A 20,700-nucleotide genomic window follows, 5' to 3' on the forward strand; every position below is an offset into this window, starting at 1 on the left:
CCGCTGAAAATACCTTTACCAGTCCCGCAGCTTAACGCGCAAACGAGCGATCGCCTGGCTGTGCAACTGACAAACCCGCGACTCGGTGACCTTCAGCACGACCGCGATTTCTTTCAAGTTCATATCGTGCTCGTAATACATGCTCATCATGTATTGCTCGCGCTCGGGCAGGTTCTTGATCGCCGCCACCAGCGCTTCGCGCATGCGGTGGTCTTGCAGCTTGAGTAAGGGGTTATTGGCATGGTCGGCCACATGACGGTCGAGGAAGTCCTCATCGCCCTCGTCGCCAGACATGTCTTCCAAATAGACCAGCTGGGTGCCGCGCACCTTGCCCAATAGGTCTTGGTACTCTTCCAGCGGCACACCCATCTCGATGGCGATTTCGCTCTCCAGCGGCGCGCGGCCGAGCTTTTGCTCCAGCTTGCGCACAGCGCTTTCAATTTCACGCTGTTGGCGCCGCGAGCCGCGGCTCATCCAGTCGCCGCCGCGCAACTCGTCCAGCATGGCGCCACGAATGCGCTGCGTCGCGAAGGTCTCGAACTGCACGCCTTGACCGATGTCGAAGCGGCTCAGCGCATCCGTCAAACCGATCAGGCCGACCTGGATCAGGTCGTCAATTTCGATATTGGCGGGCAGCTTGGCAATCATTTGATGCGCCAAGCGGCGCACCAAAGGGCTGTATTGCCGAATCAGGGAGGAATTATCGAGGCGGCCTTTGGCGGTATACATCATCAGCTCCAGCGGCAATCAAACAGTGGCAACAGCGGCACGGTGCATCTGGGCTCGCACGGGCGGGCGCAGAGGACTGGCATTGACCGAGGCTTCCAAGGCGGCGCCGGGGGGAGCGGCCATCAAAAGCTCACGCGCCAAATGGCGGATCTCGGCGGAAATCGGGGCACTCGACGGGCTCTTCGGATCCATACAGGCCCAGTCGCGCAACACGGCGCCGAGGAAACCATCGGCGCAGCTGCTGATCTGCTGGGCAATGCGATCGGACAAACGCAGTTGCGGCGAGCAAGCGAGTAACAAGCTGTAGACCATCAGGCCGGCGCGGCTGGCCAACCATTTCATGCCAGCGTAGGCATGCGTCACGCTCATGCTGTCTGTATCGGCCAACAAGACCGGCCGCACTTCGCGCAGCGCCACCACGCGCGCCAATTCGGCGGCGCTGGCGTGCAGCAGCACGACATCGGCAAACGGTGCCGCATCACTGACCACTTCCAGAAACTGGGCGGCCGAGCCATTGGCATTGATATAGCGCATCGGCAGGCCGCGAGCCGCCAAGTAAGACACGTCCTTGGACAGACGCTCAACACAGGCGCTCAGATCGACCGAGGCCAGCTCCGACGGGACAGGCGCGCTCTCGCCAGCGTCAACCACCAAGGTATGCAGGCCGAGCTCGGCAAAGGCCGCGCACAGGCCTTCGAGCAGCACGCCACCACCGACCACATGGGGGTTGCTGACGACGGGGATGAAGCGCACCCTTGAACTGGCGAAAAGCCGGCGCAGGCCGTCGGCCTGGTCCTGCGGGGAATGTGTACGGTGAGCGTCGCGCATGATGTTGTCCTGTATCTCTTGTGAAGTGGGGACTAGAAAGCACCCATGGCAGCGGGATGCTTGAGGCCAAGCGCGGGCCCCCCGGCAAAGATCAAATTCACATCGGCGCTGTCCATGCGCCAAGCACCGGCTGCGGCCGCACGCAAGGCGCGTTGCACCAAGGCCTGGCTTGTCAGACGATGCCAGTCTTCCGGCACGCGCTGGCCGTTGGTGACGCCCAGCACCTTGAGCTTGTGGCGGATCAAGGTATCCAGCGCCGGGGCCAGCTTGACGGCCTCGTCGATCTTGGACAGCACAACGCCGTGGCAATCACTGGCGCGCCAGGCGCTGACCACATCCTCGATCGTTTCGCCTTGCTGAGCGGCATTGATGACCAGGATCTTGCGCACGCTGCGGTGTGCCAGCATGTCCAGTAACTCATTAGTTCGGCTGTCGCGCTGAGCCATGCCTGCTGTGTCGATCAGCACCATCTTCTTGCTCGAAAGCAGCTCCAGCAGATCTTCCAGCGAGGCCTTGTCATGAGCGGTATGCACCGGCACGCCGAGGATGCGGCCATAGGCGCGCAGCTGCTCATGGGCACCGACCCGATAGGCGTCCAGCGTGATCAGACCCAGGTGCGCTGCGCCATGACGGGTAGCGAATGCAGCGGCCAATTTGGCGGTTGTTGTGGTCTTGCCCACACCGGTGGAGCCGATCAGCGCGAACACGCCGCCCTGCTCTTCCAGCGCCGGGCTGTGCTCGTCGGTCTGCAGATTGCGCGACAGCACGTTGGCGGCCCAGCTCGTTTCATCGGCGGCCTCGCCGGGGCCGCCCTTGAACTCGGCCGGGCAGCCCTCGACCAGCTTGCGCACCAAGGCGGGCGAAAAGCCAATTTCCAACAGCTTCTGCGTCAAGCGGGCCTGGATGGGCTGACGCTGCAATTTTTCCATAAAGGCCAGAGCGCCGAAACGCTCTTCGATCATGCCCTTCATCGAACGCAGCTCGTTCATCATGTCTTGTTGATCGCGACGGCCACGGCCGGGCAAGTCGTTCAGCTCGCCTGCATTGCCCAAACCAGACAGATCGGCAAACTCACGTTGCTGCGCCGGCACACGGATTTCGTCGCGCAACACCGGCGGCGCACGGCGCTGGGCCGGGGCTGGCGGCGGTGCTACCGGCTCGGCACGGCGGGGTTGCATCGCTTGCAAGGCGTTCTGGGCGCGCTGTTGGCGTGCCGCATTCAAGGAGCTGACGCCGGGCGCGTCTTGCGGGCGGTCCATCATCATGGGCGGAGCAAGTGGATCGGGCACGCCGTCCAACTCGGCCTGGCGACGCTTGAGCACCCGCTCGCGCACATAGTCCTGAAAAGACAAGGTGCTCATCGCCAAAGTTTGGACGTCATCGCCGACCGCAGAAGCCGGGTCGGTGTAGCCAAAGCTAGGCTCGCTGCGCTGGCCGGTGCGGGCCGCAAAGCTGCGCGAGGCAGGTGCCTCGCTGGTGGCTGCGGGGCGGGCTTGCAGGCGGCTGGGTGCAGCCACACGCGGGGCGGTGGCCGCCACGCGTTCGATCTGCGACATGCCTTCCGGTGCCATCGCCAACACTTCTACGCCGCCGGCGCAAGGCTTGTTGGACAAGACCACGGCATCATTGCCGAAGGCCTGGCGCACCAGGGCCATGGCCTCACGGGAGGTTTTAGCGGTAAAGCTTTTGACGTTCATGCCGTGCCTCCAATGATGGAACCAATACGGATGGAATGAGTTTCAGGAATTTCGCTATGACCCAGCACTTTCAGGCGCGGCGCGGCGCGTTTGAGCAACCTGGCCATCGGCGCGCGGATCAGGTCGGGCACCAGCAAGCAAGCGGGCACACCGCGGTCTTCTTGCGCCTGAGCGGTCTCGGCGGCGCTGCGGGCCAGCGTATCTGCAACACCCGGATCCAGCGCGGCGCCATGCGGCGAATTCAGGGCCTGCGTGACCAAGCGCTCCAGTTCGGGCTCCAGCGCGATCACGTCCAGCTCTTTCACCGGACCGTAGATCTGCTGCACGATGGCAGGTGAAATGTGGGTGCGGATGCGGCGGGCCAGTTCCGCTGGGTCGGTCACAGTGGAATTTTCGGCCAGGCTCTCAACGATGGAACGCATGTCACGGATGTGCACGCCCTCTTCCAGCAGCAGCTGGAGAATTCTTTGCAAAGTGGCGATGCCGATCATTTTGGGTATCACGTCTTCAATCAGTTGAGGTGCTTGTTTGGTCAAGTGTTCGACCAGCGCCTGGGTCTCTACACGGCCCAGCAACTTGGCTGCGTGGACCTGCATCAAGTGTGAAAGATGTGTGGCCACCACGGTCGAGCAATCAACCACGGTAAATCCGGCCATTTGCGCCATTTCCTTTTGCTTGTCATCGATCCACACCGCCGGCAGGCCAAAGGCCGGGTCCGTGGTCTGCGTGCCTATCAGTTTTTGCGTCGCCTGGCCCGGGTTGATGGCCAACCACATGCCGGGGAAAGCCTCGGCCTCGCCCACCACGGCGCCGCGCAGCGAGAGCCGGTACTGACTGGGCCGCAGTTCCAGGTTGTCTCGGATATGCACGGACGGCGGCAGGAAGCCGACCTCCTGCGCGAACTTGCGCCGCACGCCCTTGATGCGGCTGAGCAGGTCGCCCTCGCGGGTCTTGTCGACCAGGCTGATCAGCCGGTAGCCAACCTCCAGGCCCAGGGTGTCAACCGGGATCAGATCGTCCCAGGTCGCCTCTGTATTGGGCTCGGCCGGCGCCAGGGCCGTGATGGCTTGATTGGTCTTGGCCTCACGCTCCTGCTGCTGATCCTTGACGCGCAGCCACCAAGCCAGATAGCCCAAGGCACCGGCGATGAACAAGAACACCAGGTGCGGCATGCCCGGGATCAGACCCAAGAGGCCGATCACACCGGAAGTCACCGCCAGGGACTTGGCCGAACCAAAGACCTGGCGGCCGATCTGGCTGCCGATGTCTTTGTCGGTGCCAACGCGGGACACCACCATGGCCGCAGCGACCGAGATCAGCAGCGCGGGCACTTGGGCGACCAGGGCATCACCGACCGCCAGCAAGATGTAGGAATCGGCCGCTTGGCTGGCACTCAGGCCATGCTGTGCCATGCCGATGATGAAGCCGCCGATGATGTTGATGAACAGGATCAACATGCCTGCCACCGCGTCTCCGCGCACGAACTTGCTGGCACCGTCCATGGAGCCGAAGAAATCGGCCTCGTCGCCCAACTCGGCGCGGCGGCGCTTGGCTTCTTTCTCGTCGATCAGGCCCGCGTTCAGGTCGGCATCGACCGCCATCTGCTTGCCAGGCATCGCATCCAAGGAGAAACGAGCGCCGACCTCGGCGATACGCTCCGCGCCCTTGGTCACCACGATGAAGTTGATCACCACCAGGATCGCAAACACGATCAAGCCGACGGCGAAATTGCCGCCGATCAAGAAATGCCCGAAAGCCTCGATCACCTTGCCTGCGGCACCGGTGCCGGTATGTCCCTCCAGCAGCACCACGCGGGTGGAGGCGACGTTGAGCGACAGGCGCAGCAAGGTGGTCAAGAGCAAGACGGTCGGGAAGGCCGCAAAGTCCAGCGGCCTGATCATGTGCGCGGCCACCATCATCACCATCACCGCCATCGCGATATTGAAGGTGAACATCAGGTCGAGCATGAAGGGCGGCAATGGCAGCACCATCATGGACAAAACCATGATGACCGCCATCGGCGCCCCCAAGGCGCCCAGTACGCCGGCGCGCGGCCCCAGCAAGGCTTGCAGTTGTGCGATCAAGGCATTCATACGGGCTCATCCTCCAGATCGCTGTCCGTCGGGACCGGTTTGTTGTGCGGATCCAGTTCCGGCGGCACCGGCGGATTGGGCATGGCAGGTTTGGCGCTGCGATTCTTGATGGCGGCCTTCAACTGATACACATAGGCCAGCACCTGCGCCACGGCCGAAAACAATTCGACCGGGATTTCACGGTCGATCTGGGCATGGGCATAGAGAGCCCGCGCCAAGACCGGCGACTGCAAAACAGGCACCTTGCATTCGGTCGCCAGATCACGAATCTTCATCGCCAACAGATCCGCCCCCTTGGCCACAACGCGCGGCGCGGCCATGCTGGCATCGTCATACTTCAGGGCCACCGCATAGTGGGTTGGATTCATCACGATCAGGTCGGCCGTCGGCACGGCGGCGAGCATGCGCCGGCGGCCAATCTCGCGCATCTTGGCGCGGATCTTGGCCTTGATCTCCTGGTTACCCTCGGCCTCTTTCATTTCCTGCTTGGCTTCTTCACGCGTCATGCGCATGCGGCGGTTGTAGAGCTGCTGCTGCAAGGGCACATCGATGGCGGCGAACAAGGCCAGCGCCACCCCGAGCAGCGTCATGCCCCCCATCAACTGCTGTCCGGCATAGACCAAGGCGGCGGGCAGCGGCACGGACATGATGCCGACGAAGGTGGTCATTCGGTCCTTCAAAACCATTGCCCCGATTACGCCCAGAATCAAGGCCAAAGCAACCGCTTTCAGCGCTTGACCGACGCCTTGGCCGGACACCAGCCGGCCCAGGCCGGTGATGGGATTGAGGTTGGAGAACTTGGGCGCCAGCGGTTTCATGGTCCAGTTCCAACCGCCTGAGGCAATATTGCTGGCGATGGCAACCAGCATCAAAAAGCCGCTGATGGGCAGCATCACCATCAGAAAACGCAGGGACAAGTCCCACAAGCGCTCGGCCATGAAGTTGGGCTGAGCCAACATACGCGCGTCAAAACGAAGTGCAAAGCCGAGCATGTTTTGCAAGGCTTCACTGATCGCCGGCCCACCCACCATCAGCACAGCGGCAGCTGCCACCATCATCGCGAAATGAGGCAAATCCTTCGAACGCGGCAGCTGGCCCTCGGCCCGAGATTTTTCAATCTTCTTGGCTGAGGCCGGTAAATTTCTGTCTTGTGCGTCTTGGTCGGCCATGATGGATCAGGTTGAACGAGCAGGTGCAATCTCGTGCAGCCATTGTTGGCGGGCCGGCCAAAAACTTAAGGCGAATAAGCTCGGTAAAAACAGACGTCATCCGGTCTAAGAAATAGCCGGACGTAAAAAAACCCGCCTGTAGCGGGTTCTTTGCTTGCTGCTCGGGAATGGGCTAAAAACCCAGACTCGCCAGCAAATCATCAACTTCGCCCTGATCGGCCACGATATCGGTGCGGCCTTCGGGGTTGACGACGGGGCCTTGCAAGATGTTCGGATCGACCTTTTCGCGCTGCTCGGGCGGCACGATGGAGACCAGCAGCTTGACCAGGCTATCTTCCAGATCGTTGGCCAGCGTCACCACCTTGGCCACCACCTGCCCGGTCAGATCGTGGAAGTCCTGCGCCATCATGATGTCGGTCAAATGCCCATCGATGCGCGCCGTGCGAGCCTCGACTTCCTTGACAAAGTTGAGCACCGCGCCACTGGCCACTGCCTTGACTGGGTCGGCCACCAAAGCCGCCGCAATCTCGTTGGTGGCATTGGTGATGTAGGCATGATCGACCTTGGCCTCATCGACCGAGTTCAGCACCTTGTTCGCGGCCGCGGCCGTCTTGGTGGCGATATAGCTCAGGCGGCTGCGCGCATCGGGCAGACCGTCGGTCGCCACCTGCAACTTGGGCATCACACCGAGTTGCTGCATGGTGTCATGCAAAACGCGTGTGATGGTGCCGATTTGCTGGAACACTTCGGGCGAGACCGTCAGCGGATCGGTGCCCGCGTCCAATTTACTCAGTGCTTCGATTGACATATTGTGTCTCCCTGAGAATCAGGCCGCAGCGGCCAGTTTTTGCATGATTTTCTGCACTTTTTCTTCCAGGGTCGCCTTGGTGAAAGGCTTGACGATATAGCCTGCAGCACCCGACTGGGCGGCCAACACAATGTCTTCCTTGCGCGCTTCGGCCGTCACCATCAGCACCGGCAAATGCTTCAAGTTAGGGTCTTCCTTGATCGCCTTGAGCAATTCAAAACCGGTCATATTCGGCATATTGATGTCGCTGACGACAAAGTCGTACTTGGCCAGCTTGAGCATGCTGAGGGCCTCAACACCATCCTCCGCTTCGTCGCAATTGTTGTAGCCGATCTCCTTCAACAAGCCGCGCACAATGCGCCGCATGGTTGAGAAATCGTCAACAACCAAAAATTTCATGTCTGTGCTCATGGCTTTCCTCGCAGGGCTAGAGAGATTTATCGGGGCTTGGTGGCGGAACTTGAGGGACTTATTTCAGGGCTGGCGTCAGCGGGCGCTGGCGCTGGGTCTTCTGGTGGCAAATTCTTTAAAACCGCGTCTTCAGCATCGCGGTTCATCACGATGATACTGATACGCCGATTGATTGGACTCTCGGGCTGTTTAGGGTCCAGCAACTTGCTCGCTGCCAAACCCTGCACCCGCAGCGTACGCGCTTCCGGCAGTCCGCCAAGACTTAATTCACGCCGTGAAGCGTTGGCCCGGTCGGCCGACAGCTCCCAGTTGGAGTAACCCCGATCACCTGCGGAGAAAGGCTGCGCATCGGTGTGCCCCTCCAATGTCAAGCGATTGGGGACTTCGGACAAAACGCTGCCCAACTCGCGCAGCAACTGCTTCATATAAGGTTTGACGACGGCGCTGCCGCTGTCAAACATCGGCCGCCCTTCTTCGTCGGCGATCTGGATCCGCAGACCTTCCAGCGTCATATCGAGCTTGATTTGGCCGCCCAGCGAACTCAGCTGAGGATTGTTGGCCAGCACTTTTTCAACCTTGTCCTTCAATTCTTCAAGCCGAGCGCGTTCGGCCTTGCGCTGCTCTTCTTTCAGCGCGCGCAGATTGAATGTGCGTTTTTGCGCCTCGACGTCTCCGGATTTGACCTGGCCGGTTTCGCGTGTCAAGTCTTTGCCGCCGCCCTTGACCACCGACGAGGAGTCACCCGAGCCCGAGCCGCCTTGCATCGCCACCTTAAGAGGCGAGCCGAAGAAATCTGCAATACCCTTTTTGTCTCCCTCGGTGGTGGAACCGAGCAACCACATCAACAAGAAGAAGGCCATCATCGCCGTCACGAAGTCGGCATAAGCGATCTTCCAAGCGCCGCCATGGCTGGCGTGGCCACCCTTCTTGACCCGCTTGATGATGATGGGCTGAAGTTTTTTTGCGTCACCGGCCATCTGGAGCCCCCAGGGACTGCGTTTCAAGCAAGAGCAAAGGCATCACTTCTTGCCCTTCACATGAGCCTCAAGCTCGCCGAATGTGGGGCGATCGCCAGAGAAAAGCACCTTGCGGCCGAACTCGATGGCGACTTGTGGGGCGTAGCCCTGCATGCTGGCCAAGAGCGTGGTTTTGATGCATTGCAGCTCTTTGCCAGCGTCTTCAACTTTTTGTTCCAGCAAACCCGCCAAAGGTTCTGCAAAGGCATAGGCCAACAAAATGCCGAGGAAGGTACCGACCAGCGCCGAGCCGATCATGCCTCCCAGCACTGCGGGCGGCTGGCCCACCGAGCCCATGGTGTTGACCACACCCAGCACCGCCGCCACGATACCGAAAGCCGGCAGACCACCGGCGATACGCTGAATCGCCGCGACGGCGGCATGCTCTTCAGCATGATGGGTATCAATCTCGTTGTCCATCAGAGATTCAATCTCATGCGCATTGAGGTTGCCCGACACCATCATGCGCAGGTAGTCGGTGATGAATTCGGTGACATGGTGGTCATTGCCCACGGTCGGATACTTTTGAAACAGCGCCGAGCTGTGCGGATCTTCGACGTCTTTTTCGATCGACATCAGACCTTCTTTGCGCGCTTTTTGCAAGATGTCGTACATCAGCGCCAGCAATTCCAGATAGCGGGCCTTGCTGAACTTGCTGCCCTTGAAGCAACGCCCCAAGCCGGCCATCGTTGCCTTCACCACCTTCATCTGATTGTTGGCCAGAAAGGCGCCGATGGCGGCACCAAAAATAGTGATCATCTCGAACGGCAAAGCGTGCAAGATCACCATGATATTGCCGCCGTGGAATATGTAGACGCCGAAGATGCAAACCATCGCGACGGCCCAACCGATGAAGACAAACATAATGCTTTCTTTTGAGGGTTTCCTGCCCTTATCGGCGGGATCTTTGAGGCCTTGAGTGTGGCAATAGTTTTTGCGGTCGGTCCGCGCATCAAAGCGGTTTTGACGGTGCAATCGAGCCTATTGCCATGGGCAAAGCAGGCTCAAGGACTTTCGGAAGTTGGCGACCCGGGCCGATACACCCACAAGCTGTGTCCGCGACCCAAAGCCAGTGTCGCCAATGGAGCTTGACCGGAGATTTCAAAGTCGAGGCTGACCAAATAGGCCGTGGGCGGCAGCTCACGGCAGGCCTTGCTCCAAACCCGGCCCATGGTCTCAGGGCGCTGGAACACATAGACCAGCGCAAACGGCGACCAGTCCTGCGCCCACATATCGCCCCGGTGAATCTTGGCCCAGCGGCAGCGCATCGCCGCCAAGCTCGCCAGCAAGCCACTCCATTCGATGCCCTCGATGCGGGCATCTGGGTAGGCTCGGTGTAGCTCCCGCAAACCATGGCCCAAGCCACAACCGGCGTCGAGGATGGCTGCATTTGCAGGCAGCGGTGCCAGTTTGCGCAGCGCCGTCAAAGCGCCTTGCGGTGTAGGGAACCAGGGCGCATCGCTCCAGGTACGGCGCGGATAAGCCAGCGCCAGCAAAGCCAGCGGCAAGAGCCAGGTCCACGCAGGCAGGGCCGCAGAACGCAGCACCACCAACATCGAGAGCGGGAAGCCCAGTGCCACGATCAGGCGGCGCCATCTCGCTTGGTGCAGCAGCGCCAGGCCAGCACCTAGGAGCGCGCTGGCGGACATGGCCGGGCCAATCGTCAAGCCGGCCGCCATCAGGCCCGTGAAGCTGGCCCAAGCTGCAGCCCAGCTCAGCAGAGCAGGCAGCGGCCAACGCAACAGGTGCATAGAACTCAGCACAGCACGCGGTCGATTCGCAAGCCGGGCAAGCTCAATGCATCTGGATGGAGCCCTGCGCCCTGCCCTTGCCGGCGCGGGCCGGCGGGTTGCACATGCCGCAGACATAGTGGCGGGCGATTTCATGCGGATGGGTGACGAAGTGGCCGCCGCAGTCCGAGCATTTGGTCATCGTCAACATGCCGTTGTCGATGAACTTGACCAAACGCCATGCGCGGGTGATGGACAGCATCGCTTCCAGCCCCTGCGCCTGTGTCTGCTCTTGGTAGAGCTGATAAGCCTTGATGACGGCGTCAATTTCGTCCAGCTCCGAGACCTTGTTCAGGTACTCGTGCACGTTCAAGAACAAGGACGCATGAATATTAGGCTGCCAAGTCATGAACCAGTCGGTCGAGAACGGGAGTTGACCCTTGGACGGGCTCTTGCCCGAAACTTCCTTGTACAGGCGCAGCAGGCGCTCGTAAGACAGATCGGTCTCCGACTCCAACACTTGCAAACGCGCACCCAGATTGATCAAGGTCACGGCACGGCTGATCTGCAGGGCTTCGGTGAGGATGCTTTTGTTGCGCATGATGGAGTCTCGGTTCTTGGATCTGTTAAGTCTTTGCGGGGCCAGCGCCGGGCCGCTCCCAAGCGGCACCGCCGTCCGGAACGGGCAACGGGTTCAGCCCGTTGTTTGTTCCGACCCCTAGGGGGTGCTTGCGCGTATCAGCGCAAGCGGGGCCAACAATTTAGGCGGCTTCTTGATGGCGGCCGGCCATCAGGATGCTGGCGTGAAGGCGGGAGACGCCGTCGTTGGCGGCCGTCTTGCCGTGGCTGGTCAGCAGACCCCAGACCAAATCGTCATCCATACGGAAGCGGCACAGCAAGGTGTTGCCGGAAGCGATCTTCATCAGCTGGGCGGGGCTCAAGGTGGCGATCAAGGTCGCCGTGTCTTCGGAGACACCCAAGCGGTACAGCGCTTGCTCCCGGTCGGCGCGAATCAGGTTCTGCGCCAACATCAGGTAGGACAGATTGGCTTCACGAATTTCGGCGAGGATTTGGTCTGCGTTCATGTTGAGCTCCGGGGTTTTGACTTCGTGATTCGTAACAACTTGATACGGATTGTGAAGACATGAACTGGGCGGCAACATCAGGCTATCTCCAGCGCTTGAGTCCCTTTTCTTCCCTCACCTCTGTAAGGCAACTTCTTACACGGGACAGCATGTTTTGCCGGTCGCCCCATGAAGATCTTGTCGGTGTAGGACAAAAACTGTCAGCCAACCAGGGTGGCCAGCACTTCCATGCGCAAGGCGTCGTTATCCCGCAATGACTGCAAAACCATGGGCATAAAGCGACGGTTGTGTTCGATATTGCGGACCACAACATAGGTCACGCGCACGCACTCATCGATGCCAAAGGGCTGATCGGCGCGTGCCGCGAGGGCCTGCAAATAGAACTTGATCAGGGCGAAACGCACCGCCAGGGCCATGAAGTCAGCTTCCAGCTCAGCGCTGCCGTTGCGCGGGAACAAGGAGACCACCATGCTGTTGACAAGATAGTTCTTCAGCACATGCGGATGCGCTGCACCAAACTCTTTGAGCCTTTCAGCACCTTGCGAGCTCTGGGCTTGCAGGCCGGCCTGGACCTCCGCGATCAAGGCGCGAAACGAAGGGCGCCCGCCGTTGTCAGCCAAGAACTTCTGCGTTGCCCCCATCAGTAACGATGCCTGTAACTCTTTCGGAATGTTCAGGCTCTCCACATGGGCGGCCGCATGCTCTAAAAAGTTCGGGTTCAGGTACTGCTCGAAAGCGTCTGACATACCCTGATCAGCGGCCAGCGCATCCCCACCCTGCGCTTGCACATCGGCGGCCACCTTGGCAACTTGGCGCAGCAAAAGACCGCACACCACCAAGGCTTGAGCCGCAGTCAGGTCGGGATGCTTGATGACCATGATCAAGGCCTCACGCAGCAGTCGGGCGTGCCGGCGCACGAGATCGGGCTCGGCCTCCGCAACCGGGCCAACGCGGCGGTTGAATGGCACCAAACTGAGGTTGGCAAAAGGCAGGGTGAAGCTGTCCAACTCGACCGCATCGGCCGAGGCCAAAGCCAAGCGCGCCGCCTCTGGGCAACTCAAACTGGCCGCCACCCCCGCCTGCACACCCTCCAAGGTGTAGATGCGAGGATATTCGCTACAGGTATTGGACAAGGCCTGCGCGCCCAAGCCTGCATGGATTTGGCAAAGCCTGGCCTCATCCAAGAACGGACAAGCCTCCTCGGTCTTCAGGGCAATCGAGGCATAGCTGCCGCTCACCGACACCGGACCGGAATTCTTTTGCACATGCTGGCGCAGCAAACTCGCCAAAGGCTCGATCTTGATCGCCTGGTACTTTTGATAGGTCGGCTTGTCGATGCTGACCTGCCAGCCCGTGCAGCAGTTCTCCACACAGGCCGAACCCACGCATTGAAACTGTTGTAAATAGCGTGGCGCTTGTGCGACCGGACTGAATTTACCCATCTTCATCAACCCCAAGTCCAAAAATTGCCTGCGAGCGTAACGCCTTAACGCGGCGGCGCGCGAACTCAGCCGGCAAATGCACGCCGCAAATCTGCGGCTTCCTGAGCACGCCCGGTGCCATCCAGCACCAAGGCCAGGTTGTGGGCCGCCAAATAACTGCCCCTTCCCGCCACCGCACCGCTCAGATCGGGCCGCTCGCCCAACTCCAAACAGCGCCGCCAGGCATCTTCAATCATGGGCAGCAAATGCGGCGCTTGATCAGGCGCATCGGCGGCAAAGTCCAGCAGCAAATCACCCAGCGCAAAGAAGAAGTCCGGCGACGCGGCACAAACCCCTAACTGCGTCTGCGCGAACTGGACGGCCTGCTCATGCCGCTTGAGCTGTTTAAGCGCGAAGAGCCTGCGCGTCACCAAGTCAAACCACCAGCCCTGTTCCGGGTGCGGCAGAGCCGCCGCTTTCTCGAAACACTGCTCGGCGCGCTCATGCTCGTCATAAACCGCGCAGTCCTTGCCGAGCTGATACCAAAGATAGGCTTGTTCGGGATGAGCTTGCAATTCTTGCTGCAAAAGCCCTTGGTTGCGGCCGCGTTTGGCCTGCAGGCGCTCGGGCAAATAGCCGTCATGCCCCACGACAATGCTCAAAGGCTTGACCGGCAGCGCATGTTGCGGCTGCTCATGGATGCGGCCGGTGTAACGCACCGCACCCGGCAAGACCCGTGAGAGCCTGGAATGCGCATGGCGCAACTCGCCATCGAAAAAATGATCCTGCAAAGCGATCGTGCCGACAAAGTCGGGCCGCGTTTGACGCAGGGCGAGCAGAGCCTCGCCGCCACTGATCAGCCATTCGTCGGCATCGAGCAGCAGATGCCAATCGGCCGCGGCCGCGTCCAGCGCCGCATTGCGGGCTGCCGCAAAGTCATCGCACCAGGAAAAACCTTCAACGCGTGCACCACAGGCCGCAGCCAAGCTCGGCGTCGCATCGACCGAGCCGGTATCTAGCACTAGCATCTCGTCGACCCAAGGCCGCAGCGAGTTCAACAGCCGCTCGATGCGTGCGGCCTCGTCGCGCGCAATCACCACCAAGCAAGTTCGCATCGCCACCGCTGCACCGGCCATCTCAGACTCGCTTAATCAGTGCATCTGGATCGAGCCTTGCGAGCGGCCCTTGCCGGCACGGGCCGGTGGCTTGCACATGCCGCAGACATAGTGACGGGCGATCTCATGGGGATGGGTGACGAAATGGCCACCGCATTCCGAGCATTTGGTCATCGTCAACATGCCGTTATCGATGAACTTCACCAAGCGCCAAGCACGCGTCACGGACAGCATCGCTTCCAGGCCCTGCGCCTGCGTTTGTTCCTGATAGAGCTGATAGGCCTTGATGACCGCATCAATCTCATCCAGCTCCGACACCTTATTCAGATACTCATGCACGTTGAGGAACAAGGAGGCATGGATATTGGGCTGCCAGGTCATGAACCAATCGGTAGAAAAGGGCAGTTGGCCTTTGGATGGGCTCTTACCTGAGACTTCCTTGTACAAGCGCAGCAAGCGCTCGTAGGACATATCGGTTTCGGACTCCAACACCTGCAGGCGTGCGCCCAGATTGATCAAAGTAACGGCACGGTTGATCTGGATTGCTTCGGTAACGATGCTTTTGGCGCGCATGGTGGAGTCTCGGTTTTCTTGTGAACTGGGGCTAAAGGAATCAGGCGGCTTCTTGATGGCGGCCGGCCATCAGGATGCTGGCGTGAAGGCGCGAAACACCGTCGTTGGTGGTGGTCTTGCTATGGCTGGTCAACAAACCCCAGACCAGATCGTCGTCCATGCGGAAGCGGCACAGCAAGGTGTTGCCGGAGGCGATCTTCATCAGCTGAGCGGGGCTCAGCGTAGCGATCAGCGTCGCCGTGTCGTCGGACACGCCCAAGCGGTAGAGCGCCTGCTCGCGGTCGGCGCGAATCAGGTTCTGCGCCAACATCAGGTAGGACAGATTGGCTTCACGAATTTCGGCGAGGATTTGGTCTGCGTTCATGCTGGGGCTCCGGTTTGTTTGGCTACACGATTCGTAACAACTTGAAACGGATTGTGAAGACACAAACAGGGTCGCAACATCAGCCTAAATCCAGCCCTTGAGTCTGGCTTCTTCCCAGAGCCTTGTCAGGCAAACTCCTACAGGCTTGCCTGCCAACATTCAAGCTGCCCCAGCGCCATGAGTGTCAGCGCTGGGAGCCTAAGTGGCATCAGCCCAAGAGCTTATCGAGCCGCGCCAATTCGGTCTGCGCCACCGGATACAGATCGGGAGCCTCACTCATCAAGCTCAGCAAGGCCTCACCCTGCAGCAGCTGTCGCAGCGTTTGCCTGGCCTGCAGCGCGTTGCCCTGACCGCTCTGAGCAAAAGCCAAGGAATAAAGACTCGCCCCATGGTTGGCCGATATGGCCAAGGCCTGTTTGGCATAGGACTCGGCATGTTTCAACTCGCCCGCGCTCAGCAGCAAAGCGGCCATATCGCTGAGCAAGTCATGCGCCATCGGCTCTTGCTCCAGCGCATCCATCAGCACCATCAAGCCTTGCCCGACTCGCCCATGGGCAGCCTCGGCATAAGCCGCATTGCGGGCTTGCGCCAAGAGCCAAGCCGCTTCTTCACTGATTTCCCGAGCTTCCGGCTTGAGCGCCATGGCCTGCTGGGGGGCTTTCGTCATCGCTTGCGTGATTGCATGCATGTGATTCTCCGAGAGGTTAAGTCCAGTCATCGCCTGCGCCGCTCGCCTATTCAAGCAACAAACTCAACGGTTTGCCAAATTGAAAGGGCAGAGCCCGGCGTTCCATTCACGATCCGATCAGTTCACCCCGGTCCATGCAGTAGCACGTTAGGGTCAAACAGCTTGCTGATAGAAATGCGCGCCTGCGCACGCGTCTCGACGGCAATGGAGCGAACTTTAGGGCCGCTCGGCAAGGCTATTCGGCAGAAAAGCGCCGGCTAGAGCGCGCTTATCAAAACCTCGGTGCAACTGCCCCGGCCGAAAACAAGTCAGGGCAGATAAGACAGGACGCTCCTCCGGTCAGGCCCCTTTTTCAGCTACATCTCACACAAGATTCCAAGGACCCCGCAAGAACCGAAAAGCCCTTCCAGCCATCGCCGACCTGCTCCTCTTGCAGCTTCACGCCCCGCACCTCACAGGTAAAGCGGCAGCAAATTCAAGAACAGCAGCACAAACCCGGCGCTTATCTACAGATCAAGCTTCTTGAGAATAGTGCTCAAGTTCGCCTGTCTCTGGCCGATAGGAATACACCGGTTGTAAAACTGATGCGTGGTCCGGTTGGTCTGCTGCGAAGTCGTGCTCTTCTTTTGCTTGAGCACAACGCTTCAATGCGTTCACAGCGCCGGACGAGTCGGGTCAAGGTCACAAGACCAAAGACCCGACTCTCGAAAGTTCTTTGGAGCTTATCGAATCATGTCGGCGGCTTGGCCGGGAATCTTCGTAGCTGAACCAGGAGCACAACAATGCCCGCAATCATCAACTCAAACGTCCCCTCGCTGAATGCGCAACGCAATGTTGCAACTTCGCAGAACTCGCTGGCCATATCCATGCAGCGGCTCTCGTCGGGTTTACGTGTCAACTCTGCCAAAGACGATGCCGCCGGCTTGTCGATCGCCGAACGCATGACCGCTCAAGTGCGCGGCATGAATGTGGCGGTTCGAAATGCCAACGACGGCATCTCGCTGGCGCAAACGGCGGAGGGCGCACTCGGCAAGATCGGTGACTCGCTGCAGCGAATGCGTGAGCTAGGTGTGCAGGCGCGTAACGCGACCAACACCACCACCGACTTGGACTCGATCGGCAAGGAATTCGCGGAACTAGGCGCCGAGATTCAGCGGGTCGCCTCAGGCACCACCTTCAACGGCAAAGCTGTTTTGGGCGGCGGCGCAGGCGCTCAACTGTTCCAAATTGGCGCCAACACTTCGGCCAATGATGCGGTCACGGTGACGACCAAAAACATGGCCACCGACACCGATATCAAGGCCGTGACCGATGACAAGATCGACAATGCTTCTACAGCAGCGACATTGAAGACCACCATCGATCAGATCGACACAGCCATCAGTACGGTCAGCTCCGAACGCGCGTCACTCGGTGCTTCACAAAACCGCTTTGATGCGGTGATTTCCAACTTGATGGTGTCGGTGGAAAACCAAACCGCATCGCGCAGCCGGATTCTGGATACCGACTATGCGACGGAGACGGCCAATCTGAGCCGAGCGCAGATCCTGCAACAAGCAGGCACGGCGATGATTGCGCAGGCCAATCAAGCGCCGCAGCAAGTACTTTCTTTGCTTCGATGACCCCGGGCCAGCCTCGCTGGCCCTGAGTACACCCGTCGGACCAGGAACGGATAGCCTCACCCCTCCAGCACAAGCCCCTTGACGCCGCCCCTCATGCTGCCCTTGAGCAGCAGCCCGCAGATGGGCGGCGTCTTTTTGACTGAATGCACTTCAGCTCAACCCAAGGCGCAGCCCCCCCCCTCCCCCTTCTCTCCGGCTCTTCTCGCTTCTTCACCCATTGAATGGCAAGAAGATAACGGCGTTTTCAGGCGGCTACTACAGACCGCTACTGTGCCCTCGGCACATGCGCCCGCCTGCACGCTTGGCTCGTACACACCCATCTGGGAGCTCGCTTCCCCAGCGAGCAATGCTTGATCACCACGGATCAAGCCAGCCAGAGCGACAAGCATCGCTCCCGCTTTGCCCAAGCCCTCGCTCCAGGACTTCATACCCCGCTTGCTGCGCGCGTCGATCGACGGCCCGGGATGGAAATGCCCCGCCCCTTTAGCTTCAATTCATTGAATAGGCAGGGCCAGGTGGCGCTTATCAAACCCTCCCCACTCCCGCTACGGCCGAAAACAAATCAGGGCTCGCAATACTGGACGCTCCTCCAGCACTGCCCCTGTTTCAGCTACTCCCTAACGCAAGATTCCAAGGAACCCGAAGAACCGCAAAGCCCAATGCTCCAGCGCCGACCTGCCACTTCAGCAGCTTTGCGCCCCATCCAAACCAGGACGGCGGCCGCAAATCCAAGAACAGAGCAAGAACCCCGGCGCTTATCAACAGATCAAGCCTCTTGACAAAAGCGCTTAAGTTCGTCTTTGCGCTGGCCGATACCAATTCAACGGGTCTGGAAACAGATGCGTGGTCCGGTAGGAAAGCCGCCAAGTTGAGTACTTCATTTGATGGGGCACAAAGCAGCAACGGTTACCTAGCGCCGGGCGAGGCGGGTCAAGGTCGCAAGGCCGATGGCCCGAATCTCGGAGTTTCGTTTGATTCTCCGAATCACGTCGGCGCTTAGCCGGGAATCTTCGTAGCTGAAACAGGAGCACATCATGCCCGCAATCATCAATTCAAATGTCCCTTCTCTGAATGCGCAACGCAATGTTGCGACTTCACAAAACTCGCTGGCTGTATCCATGCAGCGCTTGTCCTCTGGACTGCGAGTCAACTCCGCAAAAGACGATGCCGCCGGCTTGTCGATCGCAGAACGCATGACCGCACAAGTGCGCGGCATGAATGTGGCGGTTCGGAATGCCAACGACGGCATCTCTTTGGCGCAAACCGCGGAAGGCGCTTTGGGCAAAATCGGCGACTCGCTGCAGCGCATGCGTGAGTTGGGTGTGCAGGCCCGTAACGCCACCAACACCACCACCGATTTGGACTCGATCGGCAAGGAATTCGCCGAGCTCGGCGCGGAAATCCAACGCGTTGCCTCGGGTACTACCTTCAACGGTAAAGCCATTCTGGGCGGCGGATCCGGCGCTCAATTGTTTCAAATTGGCGCGAACACCACGGCCAACGACTCGGTCACCGTCACCACCAAGAATATGGCCACTGACGCCGACATCAAAGCGGTCACGGATGACAAGATCGACAACGCATCGGACGCAACAACCCTGAAGACGACGATCGATCAGATCGACACCGCCATCAGCACGGTCAGCTCCGAACGCGCCGCCTTGGGTGCTTCACAGAATCGCTTTGATGCGGTGATCTCCAACCTGATGGTGTCGGTGGAGAACCAGACTGCATCACGAAGCCGGATTCTGGACACCGACTACGCGACGGAAACGGCAAACTTGAGCCGCTCGCAGATCCTGCAGCAGGCCGGTACGGCGATGATTGCTCAAGCCAATCAGATGCCGCAACAAGTCCTGTCATTGCTTCGATGACCCCGGGCCAGCCCAGCTGGCCCTGAGTACACCCGTCGGCGCAGGAACGGATAGCCTCACCCCTCCAGCACAAGCCCCTTAATGTCACCCATTCGGCCGCTCATAATTTCTAATTTGAGCAGCACCCCTGCAATGGGTGGCGTTTTTTTGAAAGAAACTGTTTAAGTCAATCCAAGGTGTCACCGATAACAAATCAACGGGTCCGAGGAAGTGAATGGACTACGTGGTCCGGTCAACCGGCCCTGTGAAGCGCCAAGCAATTGGGGCCCACAGGACAGGAGCGGACGGTGCAAAGCGGCAGATTTTTCTGCGTGTTTTGCTGGCAAAGCTGCCTCCTCATGCAGCCTAGTTATCGAACCGTGAGCCCGGTTTTCCGGCAAGTCATAGACACCGAAAGGATTGAAAATGCCCTCCATCATCAATACCAATATTGCTTCGCTGAACGCACAACGTAACGCGTCAAGCACACAGCTTTCTCTGGCCACGTCGATGCAGCGTCTGTCGTCCGGCATGCGCGTCAACTCGGCCAAGGACGACGCCGCAGGACTCGCCATTGCGGAACGCATGAGCTCCCAAGTTCGCGGCATGAATGTGGCCGTTCGCAACGCCAATGACGGCATCTCTTTGGCGCAAACGGCTGAAGGTGCTTTGTCTAAAGTGGGCGACTCGCTACAGCGCATGCGTGAACTGGGCGTTCAAGCCCGGAACGCGACAAACACGACCACCGACCTTGCCTCCATCGGCAAGGAGTTCACCGAGTTGGGCAGTGAGATTCAACGCGTTCTGGCAGGCACCACATTCAACGGCAAGGCTATTCTGGGTGGTGATTTTGGCGCCCAGATCTTCCAGATTGGAGCCAACACAACCGCCAACGATATTGTCACGGTGACGACCGAGAACATGACGGCCAATGCCGAGATCAAGGCCGTGACCGACGACAAGATTGACGACACCTCCGACGCGACCACACTGAAGGCCACGATCGAACAAATTGATGCGGCCATCAACACCGTCAGTTCCAGCCGGGCCACTTTAGGCGCCGCGCAAAATCGCTTCGAAGCCGTGATCTCCAACTTGATGGTGTCGGTGGAGAACCAGAGTGCGGCACGCAGCCGCATCATGGATGCCGACTACGCTTCTGAGACCGCCAACTTGAGTCGCTCACAGATCCTGCAGCAAGCTGGTTCGGCAATGATCTCCCAGGCCAACCAGATGCCGCAGCAAGTCTTGTCTCTGCTGCGCGGCGGCTAAGCAGTTACTGACACCGCAATCATCAAGTAGCCCAACTCAAGCGCTCCCCTCCCCGACCCAGCGTCGGGCGGGGAGCTTTTTTATGGGCGATGTTTCACCCCTTTTTCGGAGCTTTGAAACAGCCGAGCACTTAGAAAATTCGCTCATCGGGTTTGGAATTTTTGCAGACCCGGCGTTCGGAACAAGCGGCGACCTTGCGAAGGCAATGCTTGAAATGGCCGGGCGG

Annotated in this window: 20 protein-coding genes; 3 read left to right on the forward strand and 17 right to left on the reverse strand. The window is 59.7% G+C overall.

From position 1 onward, the window contains the following. Positions 1 to 15: 15 nt before the first annotated feature. The 17 genes from PRZ03_RS19575 to PRZ03_RS19655 all read right to left on the reverse strand — a co-directional run bounded on the left by PRZ03_RS19575 (position 16) and on the right by PRZ03_RS19655 (position 15,727). Entirely contained in the window at positions 16 to 729 is a 714-nt protein-coding gene (locus PRZ03_RS19575; protein ID WP_263533469.1) for an RNA polymerase sigma factor FliA, read from the reverse strand. A gap of 18 nt (positions 730 to 747) precedes the next feature. Further along, the gene (locus PRZ03_RS19580) at positions 748 to 1,557 is read right to left on the reverse strand and encodes a MinD/ParA family ATP-binding protein (RefSeq protein WP_263533470.1); all 810 of its coding nucleotides are present in this window, start codon (positions 1,555 to 1,557) and stop codon (positions 748 to 750) included. 32 nt (positions 1,558 to 1,589) lie between these two features. Continuing rightward, positions 1,590 to 3,254, reverse strand: coding sequence for a flagellar biosynthesis protein FlhF (gene flhF, locus PRZ03_RS19585; RefSeq protein WP_263533471.1), 1,665 nt, complete (start codon positions 3,252 to 3,254; stop codon positions 1,590 to 1,592). Continuing rightward, the gene (gene flhA / locus PRZ03_RS19590) at positions 3,251 to 5,347 is read right to left on the reverse strand and encodes a flagellar biosynthesis protein FlhA (RefSeq protein ID WP_263533472.1); all 2,097 of its coding nucleotides are present in this window, start codon (positions 5,345 to 5,347) and stop codon (positions 3,251 to 3,253) included. The genes flhF and flhA overlap by 4 nt, the downstream gene beginning before the upstream one ends. Beyond that, positions 5,344 to 6,516: a flagellar biosynthesis protein FlhB gene (gene flhB / locus PRZ03_RS19595; protein WP_273601914.1), complete on the reverse strand. Its 1,173-nt coding sequence runs from the start codon at positions 6,514 to 6,516 to the stop codon at positions 5,344 to 5,346. The genes flhA and flhB overlap by 4 nt, the downstream gene beginning before the upstream one ends. 172 nt (positions 6,517 to 6,688) lie before the next feature. Then, positions 6,689 to 7,324, reverse strand: coding sequence for a protein phosphatase CheZ (locus tag PRZ03_RS19600; RefSeq protein WP_263533474.1), 636 nt, complete (start codon positions 7,322 to 7,324; stop codon positions 6,689 to 6,691). An 18-nt stretch (positions 7,325 to 7,342) separates the two neighbouring features. Next, on the reverse strand, positions 7,343 to 7,735 hold the full coding sequence (gene cheY / locus PRZ03_RS19605; protein ID WP_263557429.1) for a chemotaxis response regulator CheY: 393 nt from the start codon (positions 7,733 to 7,735) through the stop codon (positions 7,343 to 7,345). A gap of 26 nt (positions 7,736 to 7,761) precedes the next feature. Further along, a complete protein-coding gene (gene motB / locus PRZ03_RS19610; RefSeq protein WP_263533476.1) occupies positions 7,762 to 8,712 on the reverse strand; it encodes a flagellar motor protein MotB in 951 nt (316 codons plus the stop codon). A 42-nt stretch (positions 8,713 to 8,754) separates the two neighbouring features. After that, entirely contained in the window at positions 8,755 to 9,615 is an 861-nt protein-coding gene (gene motA, locus PRZ03_RS19615; RefSeq protein WP_263533477.1) for a flagellar motor stator protein MotA, read from the reverse strand. Positions 9,616 to 9,755: 140 nt separating this feature from the next. Then, positions 9,756 to 10,502 carry a class I SAM-dependent methyltransferase gene (locus tag PRZ03_RS19620; protein WP_273601915.1) on the reverse strand — a complete coding sequence of 249 codons (747 nt, stop codon included), beginning with the start codon at positions 10,500 to 10,502 and terminating at the stop codon, positions 9,756 to 9,758. Between the two features lie 43 nt (positions 10,503 to 10,545). Next, positions 10,546 to 11,082, reverse strand: coding sequence for a flagellar transcriptional regulator FlhC (gene flhC, locus PRZ03_RS19625; protein ID WP_263533479.1), 537 nt, complete (start codon positions 11,080 to 11,082; stop codon positions 10,546 to 10,548). 160 nt (positions 11,083 to 11,242) lie between these two features. After that, positions 11,243 to 11,566: a flagellar transcriptional regulator FlhD gene (gene flhD, locus PRZ03_RS19630; protein ID WP_263533480.1), complete on the reverse strand. Its 324-nt coding sequence runs from the start codon at positions 11,564 to 11,566 to the stop codon at positions 11,243 to 11,245. Between the two features lie 200 nt (positions 11,567 to 11,766). Beyond that, positions 11,767 to 13,014: a flagellin lysine-N-methylase gene (gene fliB, locus PRZ03_RS19635; RefSeq protein ID WP_273601916.1), complete on the reverse strand. Its 1,248-nt coding sequence runs from the start codon at positions 13,012 to 13,014 to the stop codon at positions 11,767 to 11,769. 59 nt (positions 13,015 to 13,073) lie between these two features. Further along, on the reverse strand, positions 13,074 to 14,123 hold the full coding sequence (locus tag PRZ03_RS19640) for a glycosyltransferase (protein WP_273601917.1): 1,050 nt from the start codon (positions 14,121 to 14,123) through the stop codon (positions 13,074 to 13,076). A gap of 15 nt (positions 14,124 to 14,138) precedes the next feature. Then, positions 14,139 to 14,675, reverse strand: coding sequence for a flagellar transcriptional regulator FlhC (gene flhC, locus PRZ03_RS19645; RefSeq protein WP_263533483.1), 537 nt, complete (start codon positions 14,673 to 14,675; stop codon positions 14,139 to 14,141). Positions 14,676 to 14,715: 40 nt separating this feature from the next. Continuing rightward, the gene (gene flhD, locus PRZ03_RS19650; protein ID WP_263533484.1) at positions 14,716 to 15,039 is read right to left on the reverse strand and encodes a flagellar transcriptional regulator FlhD; all 324 of its coding nucleotides are present in this window, start codon (positions 15,037 to 15,039) and stop codon (positions 14,716 to 14,718) included. A 208-nt stretch (positions 15,040 to 15,247) separates the two neighbouring features. Then, positions 15,248 to 15,727: a hypothetical protein gene (locus PRZ03_RS19655; RefSeq protein WP_263533485.1), complete on the reverse strand. Its 480-nt coding sequence runs from the start codon at positions 15,725 to 15,727 to the stop codon at positions 15,248 to 15,250. 782 nt (positions 15,728 to 16,509) lie between these two features. On the opposite strand from PRZ03_RS19655, the gene PRZ03_RS19660 reads away from it, so the two are divergent. The 3 genes from PRZ03_RS19660 to PRZ03_RS19670 all read left to right on the forward strand — a co-directional run bounded on the left by PRZ03_RS19660 (position 16,510) and on the right by PRZ03_RS19670 (position 20,474). Next, the gene (locus PRZ03_RS19660; RefSeq protein WP_273601918.1) at positions 16,510 to 17,349 is read left to right on the forward strand and encodes a flagellin N-terminal helical domain-containing protein; all 840 of its coding nucleotides are present in this window, start codon (positions 16,510 to 16,512) and stop codon (positions 17,347 to 17,349) included. 1,034 nt (positions 17,350 to 18,383) lie between these two features. Beyond that, the gene (locus PRZ03_RS19665; protein WP_263533487.1) at positions 18,384 to 19,223 is read left to right on the forward strand and encodes a flagellin N-terminal helical domain-containing protein; all 840 of its coding nucleotides are present in this window, start codon (positions 18,384 to 18,386) and stop codon (positions 19,221 to 19,223) included. A gap of 405 nt (positions 19,224 to 19,628) precedes the next feature. After that, entirely contained in the window at positions 19,629 to 20,474 is an 846-nt protein-coding gene (locus tag PRZ03_RS19670; protein WP_263533488.1) for a flagellin N-terminal helical domain-containing protein, read from the forward strand. The last annotated feature ends 226 nt before the right edge of the window (positions 20,475 to 20,700 follow it).

It is taken from the genome of Roseateles albus (assembly GCF_028595345.1).
Lineage (GTDB): Bacteria > Pseudomonadota > Gammaproteobacteria > Burkholderiales > Burkholderiaceae_C > Paucibacter_A > Paucibacter_A albus.